Below are 19955 nucleotides of genomic sequence, written 5' to 3'. Positions count from 1 at the left end.
CCATCCCCGCAATCCTCCGGCAGCGCGCCGGTTCTTCCGCAAAGGCACGCACATGACGCATCCTCTTGTATTCATCGATGGCGACCAGGGCACCACCGGCCTGCAGATCCACGAACGGCTGCGCGGCCGCGCCGACCTGCGCCTGCTGACCTTGCCCGAGGCCGACCGCAAGGATGCGCGGCGCCGCGCCGAGGCCATCAATGCCGCCGACATCGCCATCCTGTGCCTGCCCGACGAACCGGCGCGCCAGGCGGTGGCGTCCATCGCCAACCCCGAGGTGCGGGTGATCGACGCCAGCTCGGCGCATCGCACCACGCCCGGCTGGGTCTATGGCTTCCCCGAAATGGAGTCGGCGCAGGCGCGGCGCATCGCCGAAGCCAAGCGGGTCAGCAACCCGGGCTGCTATCCCACCGGCGCCATCGCCTTGCTGCGGCCGCTGGTGCGGGCCGGCCTGGTGCCGGCCGACTATCCGCTGGCGATCCACGCCGTGTCGGGCTATTCCGGCGGCGGGCGCGCCAGCGTCGACGCCTACGAGGCGCCGGGCGCCACGGGCGGGCTGGCCTTCCAGGTCTACGGATTGGGCCTGGCGCACAAGCACACGCCCGAAATCGAGCGCCACGCCGGTCTGTCGCAACGGCCGGTGTTCGTGCCGTCGTACGGCGCGTTCCGGCAGGGCATCGTGCTGACCGTGCCGTTGCAACTGCGCCTGCTGCCGGCCGGCGTCACGGCCGCGCAATTGCACCAATGCCTGGCCCGGCACTATGACGGCAGCCGCCACGTGCAGGTGGCGGCGCCGCCGGAGGCCGCCGCGCAGACCCATCTGGATCCGCAGGCGCTCAATGGCACCAACGACCTGCGGCTGGCGGTGCATGGCAATGAAGCGCAGGGCCAGGTGCTGCTGAGCGCCGTGTTCGACAACCTGGGCAAGGGCGCGTCGGGCGCGGCGGTGCAGAACCTGGACCTGATGCTGGAGGCGCTGGCGCCGGCCGAGGCCTGAACGCAATTGGGGCGCGCCATCGGACGCGCCCCTTGGCCGGCCAGCACGGCCGGCGCCGTTTCCCCTTTCAGTGCTTCACCACTTCATTTCGCCCTTGGCCACCTTGGCGCTGATCTCCAGCGAAGCGGCGGCGCCGGCTTGCGGGTAGCGCGCGCGCATCGCCTGGATCAGCGCGGCGCCGTCCTTGGCCTGGGCCGCTTCGGCCTCGAAGGCGCGCAGGTAGCCCTGGGTGTAGTGCACCGAATCCAGCGTCAACGGCGCGCCGGGAGCGTAATGGCCCGGCACCACGGTGGTGGGCCTGAGGCCCTCGATGCGGGCCAGCGTTGCCAGCCAATCGGCGCGCGATTGCGGCGTCTGCGTGTCGGCGGTCCACACGTGCAGGTTGCCGAACACCACGACGCCGCCCACCACCGCCTTGCGCGACGGGATCCAGACGAAGCTGCGGTCGGGCTGCGGGCCGTCCAGCCCGGTGATCCGCAGCGTTTCGCCTTCCAGCGTCAGGGTGTCGCCTTCCAACACTTGCGGCATGACCGCCTTGCGCGGCGCGTCGGCGCCCAGCTTCGGACCCCAGAACGCCAGCTTGGCGTCCACGGTGTCGCGGATATGGCGCACGGTGGGGGCGGTGGCCACGACCTTGGCCCGCGGAAACGCCGCCAGGACGGTGTCGAGCCCGAAGTAGAAGTCCGGGTCGCCGTGGCTGATGTAGATGGTGGTCAGCGTCTTGCCGCTGGCGCGCACCAGCGCCACCAACTGTTCGGCCTGCGACTTGCCGAACTGGGCATCGATCAGGATTGCCTCGCGTTGGCCGCTGACGAGCACGGACGAAACCTGGAAGATGGCGTCGTTGCCGGGGTTGTAGGGCGTGAGGGTCAGTTCGGTGGCGGCGGCCAGGCCGGGAGTGGACAGGGCCAGCGCCAGGGCGGGCAGCAGGCGGCGCAGGGTGGGCAGGGGAGACATGGGGGTTTCCTGGAAAGAGAGGGAATGACGGCAGTCTAGTTGCGCCATTCGGTCAGATAAACCGTGATGCCTGCGCGAGTCTGTTGCGTTGATCGGTCAAATAGTGGCAGGCGGGGCGTCGCCGGCCGGATCCGCCAGGGTCTGCACCACCAGCGTGCGCAGCCAGCGCGTGCCGGGGTCGCTTTCGAAGCGCGCGTGCCAGTGCACGGTGACGCTCAGGGGCGGCAGCGCCAGCGGCAGCGGCCGGATCTCGAAGGCGCCGTCGCGGTTGAACCATACCGCCGCGCGATACGGCAGCGTGACCGTCAGGTCGGTGCGCCGCACGATTTCGGCGGCGGCCGAGAAATGCGGCAGTGTCAGGTAGGGCTGGCGGTGCAGCCCGGCCTCCCCGAGCACGTCGTCCAGCAGGCGGTGGGCGCTGGCGCGCGAGGCCACCAGGATGTGGTCCAGGCGCTTGAACTGGCCGCGGGTCAGGCCGGCCGCCAGCACGGGATGGCCGCGACGGCCCATGCAGGCGTAGCGCTCGCTGAACAGGTCGGCATGGCGCGTGTGGCGGCCCAGGCCGGCCAGGTTGCCGATGGCCAGGTCGATTTCGCCGTCCTTGAGCGCCTGCGGCAGTTGTTCCAGCGGCACCTCCACCACCTCGACCTGCAGGCGCGGCGCCAGGGCGTGCACGCGCTCCATCAGGCTGGGCAGGAACACCATTTCGCCGATGTCCGACATCGACAGACGAAAGCGCCGCGTGCTGCTGCCCGGCTCGAAATGCTGCCGCAGGCTGATGGCCTCGGCAAAGCTGTGCATGCCGCGTTCGATCGGATCTGCCAGGGCGAAGGCCACCGGCGTGGGCCGCATGCCGGCGGGCGTGCGCACGAACAGCGGATCGTCGAATTTCTCGCGCAGCCGCGCCAGGGCATAACTGACCGCGGGCTGCGTCAGCTGCAGGCGCTGGGCCGCGCGCGTGACGCTGCGTTCGTGCATCACGGTCAGGAAAACCCGCATGAGATTCAAGTCGAAGTCCATGCCCGCCCTTGTTATCAGTCAGCCTTATGCAATGAATAATACCCATAAATTTGACACATAAATAGTTGATTCCTAGACTAATTTTCACGAGCCGCGGCACCGACCGCCGGCCGCCGACAACAAGGGGAAAAGCACGCCATGCAAGCGTTGACATTGCCGTCGCTGTTGCGCGACCAGGCCGCCCGCCAGGGCCGGCGTCCATGGGTTCAGGCGCCGGGTGGGGCGTTGAGCTATGCCGAGGCGCCGCAGCACGCCGCGCGCTGGGCAGCGCTGCTGGCCGCGGCCGGAGTGGCGCGGGGCGACCGCGTCGGGCTGATGGCGGGCAACCGCATCGAGTTCCTGTCGGTGGTGCTGGGCTGCGGCTGGCTGGGCGCGGTGGTCGTGCCCATCAACACCGCGTCGCGCGGCATGCAGTTGCAGCACATCCTGGCCAACAGCGGCTGTGTGCTGCTGGTGGCGGACACGGCCTCCTGTCCGGCGCTGGCCGGGCTGGACGCGGCGGGCCTGGCGTTGCGGCGCATCTGGCTGCTGGACGACGTCCCGCCCAGAGAAGCCGGCGCCGACGCCGGCCTGCCGGCGCCCGCCACCCCCGTGCCGCCGTTGCCCGACGCGCCCATCCCGGCGGCCGAGCTGGGGCCGGGCGACACGCTGGCGATCCTCTACACCTCCGGCACGTCGGGCCTGTCCAAAGGCGTGTGCTGCCCGCATGCCCAGTTCCATTGGTGGGGCGTCATCGCCGCCCGCAACCTCGGGATCGGCTTCGACGACGTGCTCTACACCAGCCTGCCGCTGTTCCACACCAACGCGCTCAACGCCTGCTTCCAGGCGCTGGCGACGGGCGCCGCCATCGTCTGCGACGAGCGCTTCTCGGTCAGCCGTTATTTCGAGCGGCTGGCGGCCACCGGCGCGACCGTGACCTATCTGCTGGGTGCCATGGTGCCGATGCTGCTGGCACGCGAACCGTCCGCCGCCGAAAGCGGCCACCGCGCCCGCATCGCGCTGGCGCCAGGCGTGCCGGAACGCTTCCATGCCACCTTCACGGGCCGCACCGGCATCGCGCTGCTGGAAGGCTATGGCTCCACCGAGACCAATTTCGCGCTGGGCGGCACGCTGGCCGAGCAGCGTCCCGGCACCATGGGGCGCGTGGCGCCCGAGTTCGAGGCCATCGTGGCCGATGAGCACGACGCGCCGCTGCCCGATGGCCAGGCCGGCGAACTGCTGCTGCGCGCGCGCCCGCCGTTCGCCATCGCCACCGGCTATTTCGGCATGGCCGACAAGACGGTCGAGGCCTGGCGCAACCTGTGGTTCCACACCGGCGACCGCGTGGTGCGCGACGCCGATGGTTATTTCCGTTTCCTGGACCGCATGAAGGACGCGATCCGCCGGCGCGGCGAGAACATCTCGTCGTACGAGGTCGAGCAGGTGCTGCTGGCGCATCCGTCGGTGGCGGTGGCGGCGGTCTACGCGGTGCGCTCGGAACTGGCCGAGGACGAGGTCATGGCGGCGCTGGTGTGCAAGCCGGGCTGCGCGCTCACGCCCGAAGCATTGCTGGACTTCTGCCAGCCGCGCATGCCGTATTTCGCCGTGCCGCGCTATCTGCGCGTGCTGGACGACCTGCCGCGCACCGAGAACGGCAAGGTCCGCAAGTTCCGGTTGCGCGATGAGGGCGTGACGGATGACACCTGGGACCGCGACGCCGCCGGCTACCGCGTGGCGCGCTGAATCCCGTCCATATATAGAACAAGGGGCAAGAGCATGACGTTGGCATACCAGGGCGCGGCGCAGAGCGCCGACGAGCAGGCCCGCAGGAAGCGCACGCGGCGGGTGGTGATGGCGTCCGTCGCCGGCAACGCGATGGAGTGGTACGACTTTTTCATCTATGGCACCGCGGCGGCGCTGGTGTTCGGCGAGCTGTTCTTTCCCAAGGGCACCGACCCGCTGCTGGGCACCATGGGCGCCTTCGCCGGCTTTGCCGTGGGCTTCCTGGCGCGGCCGCTGGGCGGCGTGGTGTTCGGCCACATCGGCGACCGCTACGGCCGCAAGCTGGCGCTGGAATGGACGCTGGGCATCATGGGCGCGGCCACTTTCCTGATCGGGCTGTTGCCCACTTACGAGCAGGTCGGCATCTGGGCGCCGGTGGCGATGGTGGTGCTGCGCGTGTTGCAGGGCGCGGCGGCCGGCGGCGAATGGGGCGGCGGCGTGCTGCTCATCAGCGAGGCGGTGGGCGGCAGGCGCCGCGGCTATTTCTCGTCGTTCAGCCAGTTGGGCGTGGCCGGCGGCTTCGTGCTGTCATCGGGCGTCTTCATGCTGGCGCAGCAGCTGCCGCAGGACGCCTTCATGAGCTGGGGCTGGCGCCTGCCGTTCCTGTTGAGCGTGCTGATCTTCGGCATCGGCCTCTACATCCGCAAGCACATCCCGGAAAGCGACGAGTTCGTGCAGGCCAAGAAGACCGCCAAGCGCGGCATGCCGGCGGTGGAAGTGTTCCGCCGCTATCCGCGCCAGGTGTTCACCGCCATGGGGCTGCGGGTGGCGGAGAACGGCGGTTCGTACATCTTCCTGGCGTTCGCGCTGGCCTACGGCAAGTTCCTGGGGATTCCCAACGACGTGATGCTGGGCGGGGTGCTGGCGTCCATGTTCATCGAACTGGGCACGCTGGTGTGGTTCGGCCATCTGTCGGACCGGATTGGCCGGCGCACCGTTTACCTGATCGGCTCGGCCGGGCTGATGCTGGCGGCGTTTCCGTTCTTCTGGCTGGTGCAGACCAGGGAGCCGGTGTGGATCTTCCTGGCGTTCTTCCTGGGCAACACGGTCTGCCACGCCGCCATGATCGGCACCCAGCCGGCGTATTTCGCCGAGTTGTTCCCGCCCGAGGTGCGCTACACCGGCCTGGCGCTGGGCCACGAACTGGCCTCGGTGTTCGCCGGCGGCCTGTCGCCGCTGATCGCCATGGCGCTGCTGCGCAAGTATGAATCGGCCACGCCGGTGGCGTGGTTCCTGGTGGGCATGGCGGCAATCACGGTCATCACGCTGTTGCTGACGCGCGAGCCCGCGCGGCAGGAATCGGCATGAACGCCGGCCCCGGCATCGTCGGCGTGGGCGAGACGCCCGCGCTGCGCCATCCCGAGCCCGGCTGCGACACGGCCACGCTGATCGCGCAGGCGCTGCGCCTGGCGCTGGACGATGCCGGGCTGCGCCCGGCCGACGTCGACGGCCTGGGGCTGGCCTCGTTCACGCTGCGCCCCGATCGCGCCATCGACATGGCGTGGCGGCTGGGCCTGACGCTGAACTGGTGCATGCAGGACGAGATGGGCGGCGCCAGCGCCATCAACATGCTGCGGCATGCCTGGCTGGCGCTGCGGGCCGGGCAGGCGCGCACCATCGTGCTGGTGGCTGGCGACCATTTCAGCGGCGCGGATTTCGCCGAACTGGTGGGGCGCTACAACCGCAGCGCGCAGGATTACCTGAGCCCGCTGGGCTGCGCCGGGCCGAATCCCTTGTTCGCCATGCTGACGCAGCGGCAGATGGCGCAAACCGGCCTGCGGCGCGAGGACTATGGCGCGCTGTGCGTGGCGCAGCGCGCCTGGGCGGCGGGCAATCCCAACGCCGCCTATCGCCAGCCGCTGACGCTGGCGCAGTACCTGGAGGCGCCGATGGTGGCCGAGCCGCTGGGCCGGCTCGATTGCGTGCCGGTGGTCAGCGGCGCCTGCGCGCTGGTGCTGCAAGCACGGCCGCAGGGCGTGCGCGTCACGCTGCGGGCCAGCGGCGCGCGCTACAACGCCGACCAGCAGGAGGGCGACGGCCTGGTGACGGGCATTGCCGGGTTCGCGCCCGCGCTGTGGGCCGAGGCCGGCCTGGGGCCGGACGAGATGGACGTGATCGGCGTGTACGACGATTATCCGGCGATGGCCGTGGCCCAGCTGTGCGACCTGGGCCTGGCGCCGGCGGATGACCTGCCGGGCTTCATCGCGCGCCGCATCGCCACGCGGGACCTGCCCGTGAATACCGCGGGCGGGCAGCTGTCGGCGGGGCAGGCGGGCACGGCCGGGGGCATGCATGGGTTGGCGGAAGTGGCGCGCCAGCTGCTGGGCCGGGCCGGCGCGCGCCAGGTGGCGGGCGCGCGCCATGGCGTGGCGACCGGCTACGGCATGGTGCAGTTGCGCTACGGCATGTGCGCCAACGCGGCGGTGCTGGCCAGGGAGGACGCATGAGTTTCAGCGTGATGGAATGCGGGCAATGCGGGCACCGGGTCTACCCGGCGCGGCTATGGTGCCCGGCCTGCGGGCACGACCGGGCCCGCGAGGTGGCGGTGGAGCAGGCCGAGCTGCTGGCGTGGACGCGCGTGTCCGGCAAGGCGGGCGAGGGCGGCAGCGTCTTCGCCACCGTCAATGCGCTGCCGCGCGGGCCGCTGCTGGTGGTGCGCCTGCCGCAGGCGCCGCGGCACGGCGCGGGCCAACGCCTGCGCCTCTTTGGGCGAACCGAGCAGGGAGTGGCGCTGCCCTGGGCACAGGCGTTGCCCGGGATCGAAGCCGCCCCGGGCAAGGACTGACGTCCCGGGATGCTGCTGGCGGGGCCGGCTGGAACCTGCCGGCCCCGCGGCTCACTGGCCGGGGTCGGCCGCCCGGATCGCTTCCAGCCGCTGCGCCAGCGTGGCGTTCGACAGTTCGCCGACGCGCAGGTCCATCAGCCGGCCCTGGGCGTCGAGGAACAGCGTCGCGGGCAAGCCGCGGTTGCTCATCTGGCGCGAGGCGTCGCCGGCCGGGTCGAGCAGGGCGTTGGCCAGGGACGGCGCGTGTTCGTCCAGGTACTGGCGCACGGTGCTTGCCGCTTCGCCCTGATTCAGAAAGACGAAATGGATGTCGGGGTTGGCCGCCTGGGCCTGCTCGAAGGCCGGCATCTCGCGGCGGCATGGCGGGCACCAGCTGGCCCACAGGTTCACGACCGTGGGCTTGCCCTGGAAGGCGGCCAGCGTAGCGGGCTTGCCGTCGAGCTGTTGCAGCGACAGGGCCGCCAGTTGGGGCTGCGGCTGCGCCGACGGCGCCAGCAGGCGGCCGCCGCCCAGCCAGACGGCCGCGCCCAGCGCCATCGCGGCCAGCACGGCGCGGCGCGGGGCGCGGTCGCGCAGCACGGCGTAGGCGCCATAGAGCAGCGCCGCGGCCAGGCCGGCCGGGCCGGTCCAGCCGCCGTCGCGCAGGTCCAGGATCTTGATTGGATCCTGCAGGAAGTGATCGCGGTATTGCCAGACGAAGGCCAGCCGGGCCACCAGCAGGCCCAGCAGCAGGCAGCGCCACAATGCGCGGCCGGCGTCCTCGGCGCGCGCGCCGGCCAGCAGGCGGCCGGCGACCAGGCCGACGACGACGGCGGCCGCCAGCAGCGCCAGTTCGATGGGAAATACCAGGGGGCCAAGACGGAGGGCGGGACTCATGCGGCGCGCTCCCGGCGCGCGGCCAGGGCGGGGCGGCCGTTGCTGCGAAATTCCATGGCGTGATGCGAGTAGGGGGAAGGCCCAAGCCTAGCATGTCGTTGCGATATGCTCTGACGTCCTCCATTGCCGTCGTGTGCCCCAGATGAAACCGCTGCCTTCGCTGTTGCCCCTGATCCAAGCGCCGATGGTCGGCTCCTTCAGCCCGCTGGCGATTGCCGCCTGCCGAGCCGGCGCGCTCGGGTCGCTGGCCTGTGCCGCGCTCGGTCCGGACGCGCTGCGCGAGCAGATCGCCGCCATCCGCGCCGAGACCGACGCGCCGTTCAACCTGAATTTCTTCAGCCACACCCCGCCGGCCACCGACGAGGCGGCCCAGGCCCGCTGGCGCGAGACGCTGGCGCCGTACTACCGCGAGGCCGGGCTGGAGCTGTCGGCCGCCGGCAGCGGCCCGGGCCGCGCGCCGTTCGACGAGGCCATGTGCCAGGTGGTCGAGGAACTGCGGCCGGCGGTGGTCAGCTTCCATTTCGGCTTGCCGGACGAGGCGCTGCTCGAGCGGGTGCGGCGCGCCGGGGCCATGGTGCTGTCGTCCGCCACCACGGTCGAAGAGGCGCGCTGGCTCGACGCCCGTGGCGTGGATGCCATCATCGCCCAGGGCGTGGAGGCCGGCGGCCATCGCGGCATGTTCCTGACCGACGACATCGGCGCGCAACCCGGCCTGTACGCCTTGCTGCCGCAGGTGGTGGACGCGGTGGGCGTGCCGGTGATCGCGGCCGGCGGCATCGCCGATGGGCGCGGGATCGCCGCGGCCTTCGCGCTCGGCGCGGCGGCGGCGCAGCTGGGCACCGCCTATCTGCTGACGCCGCAGGCGGGTCGCTCGGCCATTCACCGGCGGGCGGTGCGCGCGGCACGCGACGACGCCACGCGCCTGACCAATCTGTACACCGGCCGCCCGGCGCGCGGGCTGTTGACGCGCTTCATGCGCGAACAGGGGCCGATGAGCGCGGTGGCGCCCGCGTTTCCACTGGCGACCGGGGCGGTCGATCCGCTGCGGGCGGCGGTGGAAAAGCGCGGCAGCGGCGATTTTTCGCTGCTCTGGTCGGGCGAAGCCGCCGCGCTGGCGCGCGAGACCGACGCCGAGGCCCTGACCCGCCAGTTGTGGGACGACGCGCTCGATTGCGCCGCCGGCCTGCGCGCGGGCATGGCGGCGCGGGCACACCGGGTCGTCAAGGCGTAGCCCGGACGCCAGCCCCGGGCGCGGGGCCGCGCCGGTGTCGGCGGGCCGGTCGCGCCGCCTTTCGCCCGGCTCTTCGACCCTGGCGCTTGGCCCTATATATGGCCGAGATGAAACACATATTTCCAGGAACGCTAAAATAACCGGCTCGCGGCTTTCGTCGAGCCCTCCGGCCTTCTTCATTCCTGCGCCTCGCGCCCTCGATAAACATGAAAAAACTGACTGCTGTTCTTCTCGTGTCCGCCACCACGATGCTGACCGCTTGCGGCCCATCCGACAACGCCCCGGCCGCCAGCGCGCAGGCCCCGGCCGCCGCCCGCAAGGTCGTCGTCGGCCTGGACGACAACTTCCCGCCCATGGGTTTCCGCGACGCCAACAACCAGATCGTCGGCTTTGACGTGGACATGGCCAAGGAAGCCAGCAAGCGCCTGGGCCTGGAAGTCGAATTCAAGCCGATCGACTGGAGCGCCAAGGAAGCCGAACTGAACGGCAAGCGCGTCGACGTGCTCTGGAACGGCCTGACCATCACCGAAGAGCGCAAGAAGAACATCAGCTTCACCGCGCCCTACATGGCCAACCACCAGATCATCATCGTCGGCAACGCCTCGCCGGTGAAGGCCAAGGCCGATCTGGCCGGCAAGGTGGTCGGCGCCCAGGACGGCAGCAGCGCCACCGACGCCATCGCCAAGGACCCGGTCGCCAGCAGCATCAAGGAAGTCAAGAAGTTCGGCGACAACGTCACCGCGCTGATGGACCTGGCCGCCGGCCGCCTCGACGCCATCGTGGTCGACGAAGTCGTGGGCCGCTACCTGATCAGCAAGCGCGCCGGCGAATACCGCGTGCTGGACGACAACTTCGGCACCGAAGACTACGGCGTCGGCGTGCGCAAGGACGACACCGAACTGCTGGGCAAGCTCGACAAGACCCTGGATTCGATGAAGCAGGACGGCACCGCCGGCCGCATCGCGACCCAATGGTTCGGCGCCAACATCGTCAAGTAATCTCCCGGGAAACGCCCGGACCGCGGCGCGGTCCGGGCGTTTTTCAGTCCGGCGTTTCCCCGCGCCGCCTCTCCCGCTCCTGATTCCTCCCGCCGGCAAGGCGCCCACCCATCCGCATGGACTACGTACTCTCCCTCCTGGGACCCCTGGCGCAAGGCGCGAAAGTGACCTTGACGCTGTTCTTCATCACGCTGGCGCTGGCCGTGCCGCTGGGCCTGGTGCTGGCGTTGCTGCGGATCTCCAAATGGGGCTTCGTCAGCCAGCTGGTCAACGGCTACATCTGGCTGATGCGCGGCACGCCGCTGATGCTGCAGATGCTGTTCATCTACTTCGCGCTGCCGTTCGTGCCGGTGGTGGGGGTGCGCCTGCCCGACTTTCCCGCCGCCGTGGTGGCGTTCGCGCTGAACTACGCGGCGTATTTCGCCGAGATCTTCCGCGCCGGCATCCAGTCGGTCGATCGCGGCCAGTACGAAGGCAGCAAGGTGCTGGGCATGACCTACCTGCAGACGCTGCGCCGCATCGTGCTGCCGCAGATGGTGCAGCGGGTGCTGCCGCCCATGAGCAACGAGACCATCACGCTGGTCAAGGACACCTCCCTGATCTACGTGCTGGCGCTCAACGACATCCTGCGCACCGCGCGCGGCATCGTGCAGCGCGACTTCACGACCACGCCGTTCCTGGTCGCGGCGGCCTTCTATCTCATCATGACGCTGGTGTTGACGTGGTTCTTCCAGCGTATGGAAAAGCGCTATGCCAAATACGACCAGTAATCCGTCCGCCGGCGGTCGCGGCGCCATGATCTCGGCGCGCGGCATCGTCAAGTCGTTCGGCGCCAACCGGGTGCTGGACCAGGTCTCGCTGGAACTGGGCAAGGGCGAGGTGGTGGCGGTGATCGGCCCGTCGGGCTCGGGCAAGAGCACCTTCCTGCGCTGCCTGAACCACCTGGAGACCATCGACGACGGCACCATCGAGATCGAGGGCGAAGCCCTGGCCACGGCGGTGCCGGGCGGCCACAGCCGCTACGCCAGCGATGGCGACGTGCGCCGCATCTGCCGCAAGATGGGCATGGTGTTCCAGTCGTTCAACCTGTTCCCGCACATGACCGTGCTGCAGAACATCATCGAAGCGCCCATGATCGTCAAGGGCATGGCGCGCGCCGCCATCGTGCCCAAGGCCGAGGAACTGCTGCGCAAGGTCGGCTTGCTGAACAAGCGCGACAACTATCCCACGCGCCTGTCCGGCGGGCAGAAGCAGCGCGTGGCCATCGCCCGCGCGCTGGCGATGGAGCCGGACATCATGCTGTTCGACGAGCCGACCTCGGCGCTCGACCCCGAGCTGACGGGCGAAGTGCTGCGCACCATGCGCCAGCTGGCCGACGAGCACATGACCATGCTGGTGGTGACCCACGAAATGGGCTTCGCCCGCGAAGTGGCGCACCGCGTCATCTTCATGGACGAAGGCCGCATTGTCGAAGAGGCGCCGTCGGCCGACTTCTTCCGCGCCCCGCAGCATCCGCGCAGCCGCGAGTTCCTGGCGCACATGCTGTAAGGGCGGTACCGGCTTCGTTCCCCCGGCCATCCCGCCGCCAGCGCACCGGCCTTGAGGCGGCGCGCAGCCGGAATCAGCCCTGGCCGCCGCGCCGTGGCACGACCATCGGGCTGCCGGTCTCCGGATCCGGCAGCACCCGGCAATCCAGGTCGAACACCCGCCGCATGGCGTCCTCCGTCACCACCTGGCGCACCTCGCCCTGCGCCGCGATGGCGCCGGCCCGCATCATGACGACGCGATCGGCGTAGCGGAACGCCAGGTTCAGGTCGTGCAACACCACCACCAGCGTGCGCCCGGCCCGGTGCAGGCGCGCGCACAGCTCCAGCAGGTCGATCTGGTGGCGGATGTCGAGGAAGGTCGTGGGCTCGTCCAGCAGCATGATGCCGGCGTCCTGCGCCAGCACCAGCGCCAGCCAGGCGCGCTGCCGCTGGCCGCCGGACAGCGTGTGCACGGGATGGTCGGCCAGTTCGGCCAGGTCGGTGTCGGCCAGCGCCGCGTCAACCGCCCGGGCGTCCTCCGCCGACCACTGCCGCAGCAGGGTCTGGTGCGGATAGCGGCCGCGCGCCACCAGGTCGCGCACGGTGATCATTTCAGGGGCCACCGGGTTCTGCGGCAGGTAGGCCAGGCGCCGCGCCACCGCCTTGCGCCGCAGGCTGGCCAGATTGGCGCCGTCCAGGAACGCCTGGCCCTGGGTGGGCGCCAACGCGCCGCCCAGCACGCGCAACAGCGTGGACTTGCCGCAGCCGTTGGGGCCGACCACCGCCGTGAAGGCGCCAGGGGCCACCGCCAGCGACAGGTCCCGCAGCACAGGGGTATCGCCATAGGATAGGCCGACCTGCCGCAGTTGCAGGGCGGACATGCCGCTGGCCGGATCGTTCAGGTGGAGGTCTTGCGCCATTCGAGTACCAGCAGAAATGCGAGATAGACGCCGCCGATGCCGGCGGTCAGGACGCCCACCGGCAGGCCATTGGGGCCAGCCGCGCGGGTCAGCAGGTCGGCGGCGGCCAGCAGCACGGCGCCGGTCAGGGCCGCCAGCAGGGGCTGCGGGCCGCTGGCGCGCACGCAGCGGCGCGCGATCTGCGGCGCGGACAGAGCGATGAAGGCGACGGGGCCTGCCACGGTGACCGCGGCGGCCGCGGCCAGCACCGCCACCAGCGTGGCGGCGAGGCGACTGCGCGACGCGGTGGCGCCAAGCGCCTGGGCCAGGTCGTCGCCCATTTCAAGCAGCCGCAGGCGGGCGCACAGCGCCAGCGCCAGCGGCAGCAACACGGCGCAGGCCCCCGCGATCAGAGAGACATCGGTCCACGTTCTGCCGGCCAGGCTGCCATTGAGCCAGGCGGCCGCCAGATAGGCCTGTTCACGCCGCAGGTTGGAGAGGCCATACTGCACGAAGGCGAAGGCGATCGCGCCGACCGCGATGCCGGCGATCACCATGCGCTGGGGCGCGGCGAAGCCGGCGCCGGAACCGAACCAGACGCCGGCCGTGGCCAGCAGCGCGCCGGCCGCCGCGCCCCAGGCCACCGGCATCAGCCCGGGCCAGACCATCGCCACGGCCACGGCGCCGGCCGAGGCGCCGGCGGTCAGGCCGATCACGTCCGGGCTGCCCAGCGGATTGCGGGTCAGGCTCTGGAACAGCGCGCCCGACAGGCCCAGCGCGGCGCCCGCGCCCAGTGCGGTCAGGACGCGCGGCAGGCGCACGGTATGCACCAGCCACCGATCCACGGCGCCCCCGGCGCCCAGCAGCGTCTGCCCCAGCGCCTGCCAGGACAGCGCCGGCTCGCCGGTCAGCAGGGCGGTGACCAGCAGAGCGCAGGCCAGGACCAGCAGCAGCGCTGCCCAGGCCAGCGCGCGGGGCGCGACGGGCCAGGCCAGCCAGGCGCCTGCGCGCAACACGCGCGCCGACGAGATGGCGGAATGCGCGCGATGCGTCATGCCAGGCTCCGCGCGCGCTTGCGCAAGGCGGCCAGCAGGAATGGCGCGCCGATGAAAGCCACCACCACGCCCGTCAGCAGTTCCGCTGGCGCCCGCAACAGCCGCGCCAGGATGTCGGCGACCAGCATCAGCAACGGGCCGAGCACCACGCAATAGGCGAGCAGCCAGCGCAGGTCGGGACCGGCGTAGCGGCGGGCGATGTGCGGCACGGCCAGGCCGACGAAGGCGATCGGGCCCGCGGCCGCGGTGGCGGCCGCCGCCAGTATCGCCACGCATAGCAGGCCCAGCAGCCGGTACAGGCTGGTGCGCAGTCCCAGCGCCTGGGCCAGCGCCTGGCCCAGGGCCAGCAGATTGAGCGGCCGCGCCAGCATCGCGGCCAGCAGCAGGCCGGTGCCGATGTATGGCGCCGCGCGCAAGGCGACGTCCAGCGATTGCCCCGCCAGCGAGCCCACGGCCCAGAACCGGTAGGCGTCGAAGATATCGTCGCGCAGCAGCGCCACGGCCTGCACGTAGGCAAACAGCACCGCGTTGACGGCGGCGCCGGCGAGGATCAGCCGTACCGGCTGCAGGCCCCGGCCGCCCGCGCCGATCAGGTAGACCGCCGCCGCCGCGCCCAGCGCGCCGGGCAAGGCAGCCCAGAACGGATGGGCGGGCAGGCCGCCCAGCAGCAATGCCGCCGTCACGATGGAGGCGGCCGCGCCGGCGTTTACGCCGAGCAGGCCGGGGTCGGCCAGCGGGTTGCGGGTCAGCGCCTGGATCAGCGCCCCGGCCACGGCCAGGGCGGCACCGGTCAGCAACGCCAACAGGGTGCGGGGGACGCGGGAGGCGACGACCAGCGCGGCATGGCTGTCGTCCGGTTGCAGCAAGACGCGCCACACGGTGGCCGCCGACAGGCCGCGCGAGCCGAGCCAGAGACTGGCGACCGCGGCGCCAGCCAGCAGCGTACAGGCCGCCAGCAACAGCGGCGCCCGCAGCCGGCGCGCGCCCGGGAGCGGTTGGTCGCTGCGCGCGGCGCGCGGTGGGGAATGCGACGGCATCAGGAGCCGGCTCCGTTACCCCCGGCGTGGCGCGCGGCCTCGGCCAGACGGGGCGCCAGCCGGTCCAGCATCCACGCGACCGCCAGCGGCGTGCCGGAGGACGAGGCCATCACCAGCGCCGGGTCGCTCAATGCCACGTAGGCGCCGCGGCGCACGGCCGGGATCGATGCATACAGCGGCATGGCCGCGGTGCGGTCGCGTTCCTGCGGCGTGTAGAACCAGGACACGAGGATGTCGGCATCGCCCAGCGCGTCGGCATGCTCGAAGCCCAGGTAATGGGCGAAGTGGCCGGCGCTGGCGCGCAGGCCGCGCACCGAGGGCGCCAGCGTCAGGCCCATGGCGCTGAGCGTATCGACGCGCGGGTCGCCGGCAACGTAGGCCGCGAAGTTGCCCGAGCCGAGATCGGCGCGCACGTAGGCGAAGGTCTTGCCGGACAGTTCGGGATAGCGGCGCGCGGCTTGCGCCAGCGCATCGTGGATGCGGGCCTTGAGGGGCGCGGCGGCCTCGCGCGTGCCCAGGGCGGCGGCAATGAGGTCGATCTGCGTGTCAACCGGGGTCAGGAAAGGCTGCTCCGGATAGCCCACGACCGGCACCAGCCGCGACAGTTGCGCGTAGGCCTCGGGACTGACGCCGGAGAAGGGGGCCAGCACCACGTCGGGCCGCAGCGCGATGATCTTCTCGATATCCAGTTCGGGATAGACGGTGATGCGCTCGGGCAGAGGCTGCCCCGCGCCTCGATCGCGGCGCGGATCCAGGGCCAGTAATGGTCCGAGTCGCCGCCCCAGTCGGCGCGGCCCACGCCCACCGGCACCACGCCCAGCGACAGCACCAGGTCGTCCGCGCCCAGGCCGAGCGCGACGACGCGCTTGGGCGGGGCCGGGATCACCGCAGGGCCCAGGGCGGTCTCCAGCGTGACGGGAAAGCCCGCGACGGTGCCGGCCGTCACGGTTGAGGCGGCCGGCTTACCTGCCGCGGAGGGCGCAGGGGCGGTGCCTGCCGCAGGCTCGGGAATGGCAGGCGCGCGGTCGCATGCGGCCAGGGCGGCGGCCAGGGCCAGCGCCGCCAGGCCGGCCAGTGCGCGGCGGCCTGCCCGCGCCGCGATCGCCAGATTCAAATGCATTGTGCCGCTGTACTCCTTGGCTTGCAGCCGTGTGATGCCATCTTCAATACTGCGCGCGCACGGTCAGCATGACGTTGCGCGGCGCGCCATACCAGCCCTGGCTGAAGAAGCCAATCTGGTCGTAGTACTTGCGGTCGAAGACGTTGTTCAGGTTGAGGGTGGCCGAGACCTGCTTGCTGAAATCGAAGCGGGCCATCAGGTTGACCAGCGCATAGCTGCCTTGCTCGACATCCACGTTGCCGCGCGGGCTGGCCGCGGACTGGTACATGCGGCTCTGCCAGTCGACGCCGCCGCCCACCGTCAGGCGGTGCAGGTCGCCCGGCAGGCGGTAGGTGGTGTACACCTTGAACAGGCTGCGCGGATGGCTGGTGTTGATCGGCTTGCCGTCGGCGTCCTTGGCGGTGAAGTGGGTGTAGCTGACGCCGATGTTCCAGCCGGGCGTGAGCTGGCCGCTGGTTTCCAGTTCGAAGCCCTCGACCTTGGCGCCCGAGGCGGCGCGATAGGCCTGCGTGCCCGGCATGCCGCTGACCGATTCGCCCGGGATGGCCTGCGCCAGATTGTTCTGGCGCGTCTGGTAGAGCGACGCGGAGGCGTTCAGCAGGCCGTCTAGGTAGGCCGCCTTCAGGCCGATTTCGTAGCTCTTGCCGTCGATCGGCGGCAGGATCGAGCCGCTGGGCGTGCGCGCGTTCTGCGGCTGGAAGATCTCGGTGTAGCTGGCGTAGGCCGTGTAGGTGCTGTTGATGTCGTACAGCAGGCCGGCGTAGGGTGTGAACTGGTCGTTGATCTTGTAGGCGCGCTTGCTGCCGAAGTAGGTCTGGTTGGTTTCCCAGTTGCTCCAGCGTCCGCCCAGGATCAGGTGCAGCGGGTCGGCCAGCGAAAAGCGCCCGACCGCGTACGCGCCGGTCTGCTTGACGCGCAGGTCGTCCGCGGGCGTCTTGGTGCCGGACCAGGTCGGTTCGGCGATGTGGTCCTGGCGCCAGTCGAAAAAGCTGCCGATGGCTGGCTTGGCGCCGGTCATCAGGTACTGGCCAATGTTGCTGTGGTCGTTCACGCTCATCCAGCCCAGCGCCAGTTCGTGCTTGCGGCCCAGCAGCTGGAACGGACCCGACACGGTCAGGTGGATGTCGTCGCGCGAACGGTCGCCGTCGTAGTTGTTGAACGAGCTGGTCATGCCGGCGCCCGTGACGCGATCGGGATAGCCGCCACGATAGAGCTGCTTCATGCGGTAGTCGCCGTCGGTGTGGCTGTAGGCGGCGCGCACCTTCCAGTCGTTGGCGAAACGGTGCGTCAGGTCGACGAAGGTGGTGGTGGACTCGGTGTCGATGCGGGCCCAGCGGGTGTTGTTGGCGACGGAGCGGTTGAAGTCGGTGCGCGAGCCGTCGCTGTAGAACAGCGGAAAGCCGCTGCCGAAGCCGTTGCTCTGGTTGCGGAAGTACTCGACGCTGGCGGTCAGCACGGTGTCCGGCGTCAGGTCGGCGCTGACCACACCATAGAAGGTGCGCTTGCGTGAATCCAGGAACGTCACGTAATCGTCGCCCTGATTGTAGGCCGCCACGAAGCGGGAACGGATACTGCCGTTTTCGGTGATCGGCACCGACAGGTCGACATCGCCGCCGACGTAGTCCCAACTGCCGGCGCTGGCGCTGCCGGACAGGGCGAATTCGCGCAGCGGCTTCTTGCGGATGAAGTTGACCGCCGCCGACGGATTGCCGGAACCTGTCATCAGGCCGGTGGCGCCGCGCACGATCTCGACCCGATCGTAGATGGCCGCGTCGATGTCCGTGGCGCCATAGTTCCATTGGCTCAGAATGGGCGAGTTCAGGCCATCGAACTGGAAGTTGTCGATGGCAAACCCGCGCGAAGAGAACGACAAGCGGTTGCTGTCGCTGCGCGTGACCGAAATGCCCGGCGCGCTCGCCAGGATCGCGCCGGTGTCGCGCAGGCCCTGGTCCTCGATCTGCTGGCGCGTGACCACGCTGACGGACTGCGGCGTCTCGCGCGGCGACAGCGTCAATCCCGTGGCCGTGTTCATGGCGTCGGTGGTATAGGAGCGGGTGCCTTCCGTGGTGCCGGGGATGCCCGCGCCGCTGACGGTGACGGCGGGCAATTGCGCCACCTCGCCGGCTTCGGCGCCGGCGGCGTCCTGGGCGAAGGCCTGCTGGTGGGTCAGGGCAGAGCAGAACAGGGCCGTCTGGATCGCGTAGACAAGAGGGCGCACCCGGCGCGATTGCGCGGCGGGCGGGGGCAGGACGGACGGCATGAGGACAAGCTCCAACGGAAAAATTTGGTAATGAGAATTATTGATTTTTACCGTTGGGCTGATGTATGCCGGACGACGCAATGCATATGGAAAACGCCGCCGGGCTGCTGCGCTGTCGCGCGCATGTGCCCGCACCAAACCCATGGGGTGGCACGCTACCCCAGCCCGGCCTCGGTCTTGGCCACGGGCGCGGCGCAGCGATGCAGCCAGGCCCAACCGGCGGCGCTGGCCGCCACGCAGGCCAGCATGGCCACGGCCAGCCGCAGTGGCTGGCCGTAGACCAGCGGCACGCCCCAGCCGCTGGCCACGGAGAACGTCAGCATCTGCATGAAGCCGAGCACGGACGCGGCGGTGCCCGACAGATCCGGCACATGCCCCAGGATGCGCAGCGTCATGGCCGGCACGCCCATGGCCAGTCCGCAGGTGAACAGGCCCGGCAGCAGCACCGCCCAGGGCAGGCGCGGCGGCTCGGCGGCGGCCATGTACAGCACGTAGGCCAGGCAACTGCCTCCCATCAGCAGGTAGGCCAGCAACGTGATGCGCCCGTCCGACCAGCGGCCGGCCTTGCGCGCCGCCAGCAGCGCGCCGGCCATGGCGCCCACCACCAGCGGCACGAACAGGTAGGCGAAATCGGTTTCCGGCAGCCCCAGCACATTGGTGATGAAGTCGGGCGCGGCCCCGATCAGGAATCCCTGCGCGGCGAACAGCAGGCTGAACGCCAGGCCCAGCGCGGCGTAGCGCCGGTTGCCCAGCACGCGCGCGTAGTTGCCGCCCAGTGTGCGCCAGGCCAGCGGCTGGCGTCGATCGGGCGGCAGCGTTTCGGGCAGGCGCCGCGCGCACAGCAGCCAGGCCGCGGCGGCCAGCGCGGTCAGCAGCAGGAATATGGACCGCCAGCCCTGGTGCGCGGCCAGGTAGCCGCCCAGGATCGGCGCCAGCGCCGGCGACAGATTGAACACCAGGATAAGGTAGGACATGGCGCGGCGCGCCACGGCGCCGTCGTAGCAATCGCGGATGATGGCCTGGCCGACCACGATGCCGGCGCCCGCCGACAGGCCCTGCACCGCGCGTCCGGCCAGCAGCCAGCCGAAGCCGGGCGCCAGCGCCGCCATCAGCGCGCCGCACACGTACACCCCCAGCGCAACCAGCACCACGCGACGCCGCCCCAGCGAGTCGGACAGCGTGCCATGCAGCAGCAGCATGGAGGCATAGCAGGCCATGTAGACGCCCAGCGTCAGCTGCACGGTTTCCTGCGGCACGGCGAATTCCCGGCCCAGCGCGCCGAAGGCGGGCAGGTAGGCGTCGATGGTGGCGGGGGCGACACAGGACAGCAGGCCCAGCATCAGCACCATCATGGGAAAGGAAGGCAGGGGTTCGCGGCGTGACACGACGGCATCCATGGCGGGGGCCTCCCGGGCTGGGAAGCGCAACCGCAT

General features: G+C 70.7%; 18 protein-coding genes and 1 pseudogene. 9 read left to right on the top strand and 10 right to left on the bottom strand.

What is annotated here, in order from left to right:
* The first annotated feature begins 52 nt into the window (after nucleotides 1-52).
* On the top strand, nucleotides 53-997 hold the full coding sequence (gene argC / locus ACUTAG_RS30545; RefSeq protein WP_053500840.1) for an N-acetyl-gamma-glutamyl-phosphate reductase: 945 nt from the start codon (nucleotides 53-55) through the stop codon (nucleotides 995-997).
* A 75-nt stretch (nucleotides 998-1072) separates the two neighbouring features.
* Here the strand turns inward: argC and ACUTAG_RS30540 are convergent, their stop codons facing one another.
* Together ACUTAG_RS30540 and ACUTAG_RS30535 are read right to left on the bottom strand one after the other, a co-directional pair.
* Nucleotides 1073-1954 carry an MBL fold metallo-hydrolase gene (locus ACUTAG_RS30540; protein ID WP_112957600.1) on the bottom strand — a complete coding sequence of 294 codons (882 nt, stop codon included), beginning with the start codon at nucleotides 1952-1954 and terminating at the stop codon, nucleotides 1073-1075.
* Nucleotides 1955-2050: 96 nt separating this feature from the next.
* Nucleotides 2051-2974: a LysR family transcriptional regulator gene (locus ACUTAG_RS30535; RefSeq protein ID WP_053500872.1), complete on the bottom strand. Its 924-nt coding sequence runs from the start codon at nucleotides 2972-2974 to the stop codon at nucleotides 2051-2053.
* Between the two features lie 126 nt (nucleotides 2975-3100).
* Between ACUTAG_RS30535 and ACUTAG_RS30530 the strand changes: the two are divergent.
* The 4 genes and pseudogenes from ACUTAG_RS30530 to ACUTAG_RS30515 all read left to right on the top strand — a co-directional run.
* Nucleotides 3101-4696, top strand: a pseudogene (locus ACUTAG_RS30530) (ATP-dependent acyl-CoA ligase); the annotation flags it as partial.
* A gap of 33 nt (nucleotides 4697-4729) precedes the next feature.
* Nucleotides 4730-6043 carry an MFS transporter gene (locus tag ACUTAG_RS30525; RefSeq protein WP_020927781.1) on the top strand — a complete coding sequence of 438 codons (1314 nt, stop codon included), beginning with the start codon at nucleotides 4730-4732 and terminating at the stop codon, nucleotides 6041-6043.
* Nucleotides 6040-7182, top strand: a complete 1143-nt coding sequence (locus ACUTAG_RS30520; RefSeq protein ID WP_038503588.1) for a thiolase family protein — start codon at nucleotides 6040-6042, stop codon at nucleotides 7180-7182. The genes ACUTAG_RS30525 and ACUTAG_RS30520 overlap by 4 nt, the downstream gene beginning before the upstream one ends.
* Nucleotides 7179-7520: a hypothetical protein gene (locus ACUTAG_RS30515; protein WP_047990831.1), complete on the top strand. Its 342-nt coding sequence runs from the start codon at nucleotides 7179-7181 to the stop codon at nucleotides 7518-7520. The genes ACUTAG_RS30520 and ACUTAG_RS30515 overlap by 4 nt, the downstream gene beginning before the upstream one ends.
* A gap of 51 nt (nucleotides 7521-7571) precedes the next feature.
* Here the strand turns inward: ACUTAG_RS30515 and ACUTAG_RS30510 are convergent, their stop codons facing one another.
* Nucleotides 7572-8396, bottom strand: a complete 825-nt coding sequence (locus tag ACUTAG_RS30510) for a TlpA family protein disulfide reductase (RefSeq protein ID WP_054437957.1) — start codon at nucleotides 8394-8396, stop codon at nucleotides 7572-7574.
* Between the two features lie 142 nt (nucleotides 8397-8538).
* On the opposite strand from ACUTAG_RS30510, the gene ACUTAG_RS30505 reads away from it, so the two are divergent.
* The 4 genes from ACUTAG_RS30505 to ACUTAG_RS30490 all read left to right on the top strand — a co-directional run bounded on the left by ACUTAG_RS30505 (nucleotide 8539) and on the right by ACUTAG_RS30490 (nucleotide 12173).
* Nucleotides 8539-9627 (top strand): NAD(P)H-dependent flavin oxidoreductase, encoded by a 1089-nt coding sequence (locus ACUTAG_RS30505; RefSeq protein ID WP_148318905.1) that lies wholly within the window; start codon nucleotides 8539-8541, stop codon nucleotides 9625-9627.
* Between the two features lie 206 nt (nucleotides 9628-9833).
* Nucleotides 9834-10625: an amino acid ABC transporter substrate-binding protein gene (locus ACUTAG_RS30500; protein WP_026383077.1), complete on the top strand. Its 792-nt coding sequence runs from the start codon at nucleotides 9834-9836 to the stop codon at nucleotides 10623-10625.
* Nucleotides 10626-10741: 116 nt separating this feature from the next.
* Entirely contained in the window at nucleotides 10742-11395 is a 654-nt protein-coding gene (locus ACUTAG_RS30495) for an amino acid ABC transporter permease (RefSeq protein WP_006384524.1), read from the top strand.
* Between the two features lie 25 nt (nucleotides 11396-11420).
* Nucleotides 11421-12173, top strand: a complete 753-nt coding sequence (locus ACUTAG_RS30490; protein WP_020927775.1) for an amino acid ABC transporter ATP-binding protein — start codon at nucleotides 11421-11423, stop codon at nucleotides 12171-12173.
* 73 nt (nucleotides 12174-12246) lie between these two features.
* Here ACUTAG_RS30490 and ACUTAG_RS30485 read toward each other — a convergent pair whose 3' ends face one another.
* The 7 genes from ACUTAG_RS30485 to ACUTAG_RS30455 form a co-directional block, all read right to left on the bottom strand.
* Complete coding sequence (locus ACUTAG_RS30485; protein ID WP_187378319.1) at nucleotides 12247-13071, bottom strand: ABC transporter ATP-binding protein; 825 nt, start codon at nucleotides 13069-13071, stop codon at nucleotides 12247-12249.
* On the bottom strand, nucleotides 13050-14105 hold the full coding sequence (locus ACUTAG_RS30480; RefSeq protein ID WP_060720231.1) for a FecCD family ABC transporter permease: 1056 nt from the start codon (nucleotides 14103-14105) through the stop codon (nucleotides 13050-13052). Before ACUTAG_RS30480 ends, ACUTAG_RS30485 begins: the two co-directional genes overlap by 22 nt.
* Nucleotides 14102-15142, bottom strand: coding sequence for a FecCD family ABC transporter permease (locus ACUTAG_RS30475; RefSeq protein ID WP_262352285.1), 1041 nt, complete (start codon nucleotides 15140-15142; stop codon nucleotides 14102-14104). Before ACUTAG_RS30475 ends, ACUTAG_RS30480 begins: the two co-directional genes overlap by 4 nt.
* Complete coding sequence (locus tag ACUTAG_RS30470; RefSeq protein ID WP_446650437.1) at nucleotides 15142-15792, bottom strand: ABC transporter substrate-binding protein; 651 nt, start codon at nucleotides 15790-15792, stop codon at nucleotides 15142-15144. The genes ACUTAG_RS30475 and ACUTAG_RS30470 overlap by 1 nt, the downstream gene beginning before the upstream one ends.
* Complete coding sequence (locus ACUTAG_RS30465) at nucleotides 15699-16262, bottom strand: hypothetical protein (protein WP_446650436.1); 564 nt, start codon at nucleotides 16260-16262, stop codon at nucleotides 15699-15701. The genes ACUTAG_RS30470 and ACUTAG_RS30465 overlap by 94 nt, the downstream gene beginning before the upstream one ends.
* Before the next feature lie 43 nt (nucleotides 16263-16305).
* Nucleotides 16306-18510, bottom strand: coding sequence for a TonB-dependent alcaligin siderophore receptor FauA (gene fauA / locus ACUTAG_RS30460; protein WP_392388263.1), 2205 nt, complete (start codon nucleotides 18508-18510; stop codon nucleotides 16306-16308).
* 167 nt (nucleotides 18511-18677) lie between these two features.
* The gene (locus ACUTAG_RS30455) at nucleotides 18678-19907 is read right to left on the bottom strand and encodes a multidrug effflux MFS transporter (RefSeq protein WP_047991606.1); all 1230 of its coding nucleotides are present in this window, start codon (nucleotides 19905-19907) and stop codon (nucleotides 18678-18680) included.
* Nucleotides 19908-19955: the final 48 nt, after the last annotated feature.

It is taken from the genome of Achromobacter sp. CSND-B12, assembly GCF_052906545.1.
The sequence above is the reverse complement of the archived record's forward strand: the minus strand, read 5'-3'. Positions and strand labels throughout refer to the sequence as shown.

Coding starts and splice junctions, on each gene's coding strand:
- argC (WP_053500840.1), top strand. CDS start 53: ATGACGCATCCTCTTGTATTCATCGATGGCGACCAGGGCACCACCGGC.
- ACUTAG_RS30540 (WP_112957600.1), bottom strand. CDS start 1,954: ATGTCTCCCCTGCCCACCCTGCGCCGCCTGCTGCCCGCCCTGGCGCTG.
- ACUTAG_RS30535 (WP_053500872.1), bottom strand. CDS start 2,974: ATGGACTTCGACTTGAATCTCATGCGGGTTTTCCTGACCGTGATGCAC.
- ACUTAG_RS30525 (WP_020927781.1), top strand. CDS start 4,730: ATGACGTTGGCATACCAGGGCGCGGCGCAGAGCGCCGACGAGCAGGCC.
- ACUTAG_RS30520 (WP_038503588.1), top strand. CDS start 6,040: ATGAACGCCGGCCCCGGCATCGTCGGCGTGGGCGAGACGCCCGCGCTG.
- ACUTAG_RS30515 (WP_047990831.1), top strand. CDS start 7,179: ATGAGTTTCAGCGTGATGGAATGCGGGCAATGCGGGCACCGGGTCTAC.
- ACUTAG_RS30510 (WP_054437957.1), bottom strand. CDS start 8,396: ATGAGTCCCGCCCTCCGTCTTGGCCCCCTGGTATTTCCCATCGAACTG.
- ACUTAG_RS30505 (WP_148318905.1), top strand. CDS start 8,539: ATGAAACCGCTGCCTTCGCTGTTGCCCCTGATCCAAGCGCCGATGGTC.
- ACUTAG_RS30500 (WP_026383077.1), top strand. CDS start 9,834: ATGAAAAAACTGACTGCTGTTCTTCTCGTGTCCGCCACCACGATGCTG.
- ACUTAG_RS30495 (WP_006384524.1), top strand. CDS start 10,742: ATGGACTACGTACTCTCCCTCCTGGGACCCCTGGCGCAAGGCGCGAAA.
- ACUTAG_RS30490 (WP_020927775.1), top strand. CDS start 11,421: ATGATCTCGGCGCGCGGCATCGTCAAGTCGTTCGGCGCCAACCGGGTG.
- ACUTAG_RS30485 (WP_187378319.1), bottom strand. CDS start 13,071: ATGGCGCAAGACCTCCACCTGAACGATCCGGCCAGCGGCATGTCCGCC.
- ACUTAG_RS30480 (WP_060720231.1), bottom strand. CDS start 14,105: ATGACGCATCGCGCGCATTCCGCCATCTCGTCGGCGCGCGTGTTGCGC.
- ACUTAG_RS30475 (WP_262352285.1), bottom strand. CDS start 15,142: ATGCCGTCGCATTCCCCACCGCGCGCCGCGCGCAGCGACCAACCGCTC.
- ACUTAG_RS30465 (WP_446650436.1), bottom strand. CDS start 16,262: ATGCATTTGAATCTGGCGATCGCGGCGCGGGCAGGCCGCCGCGCACTG.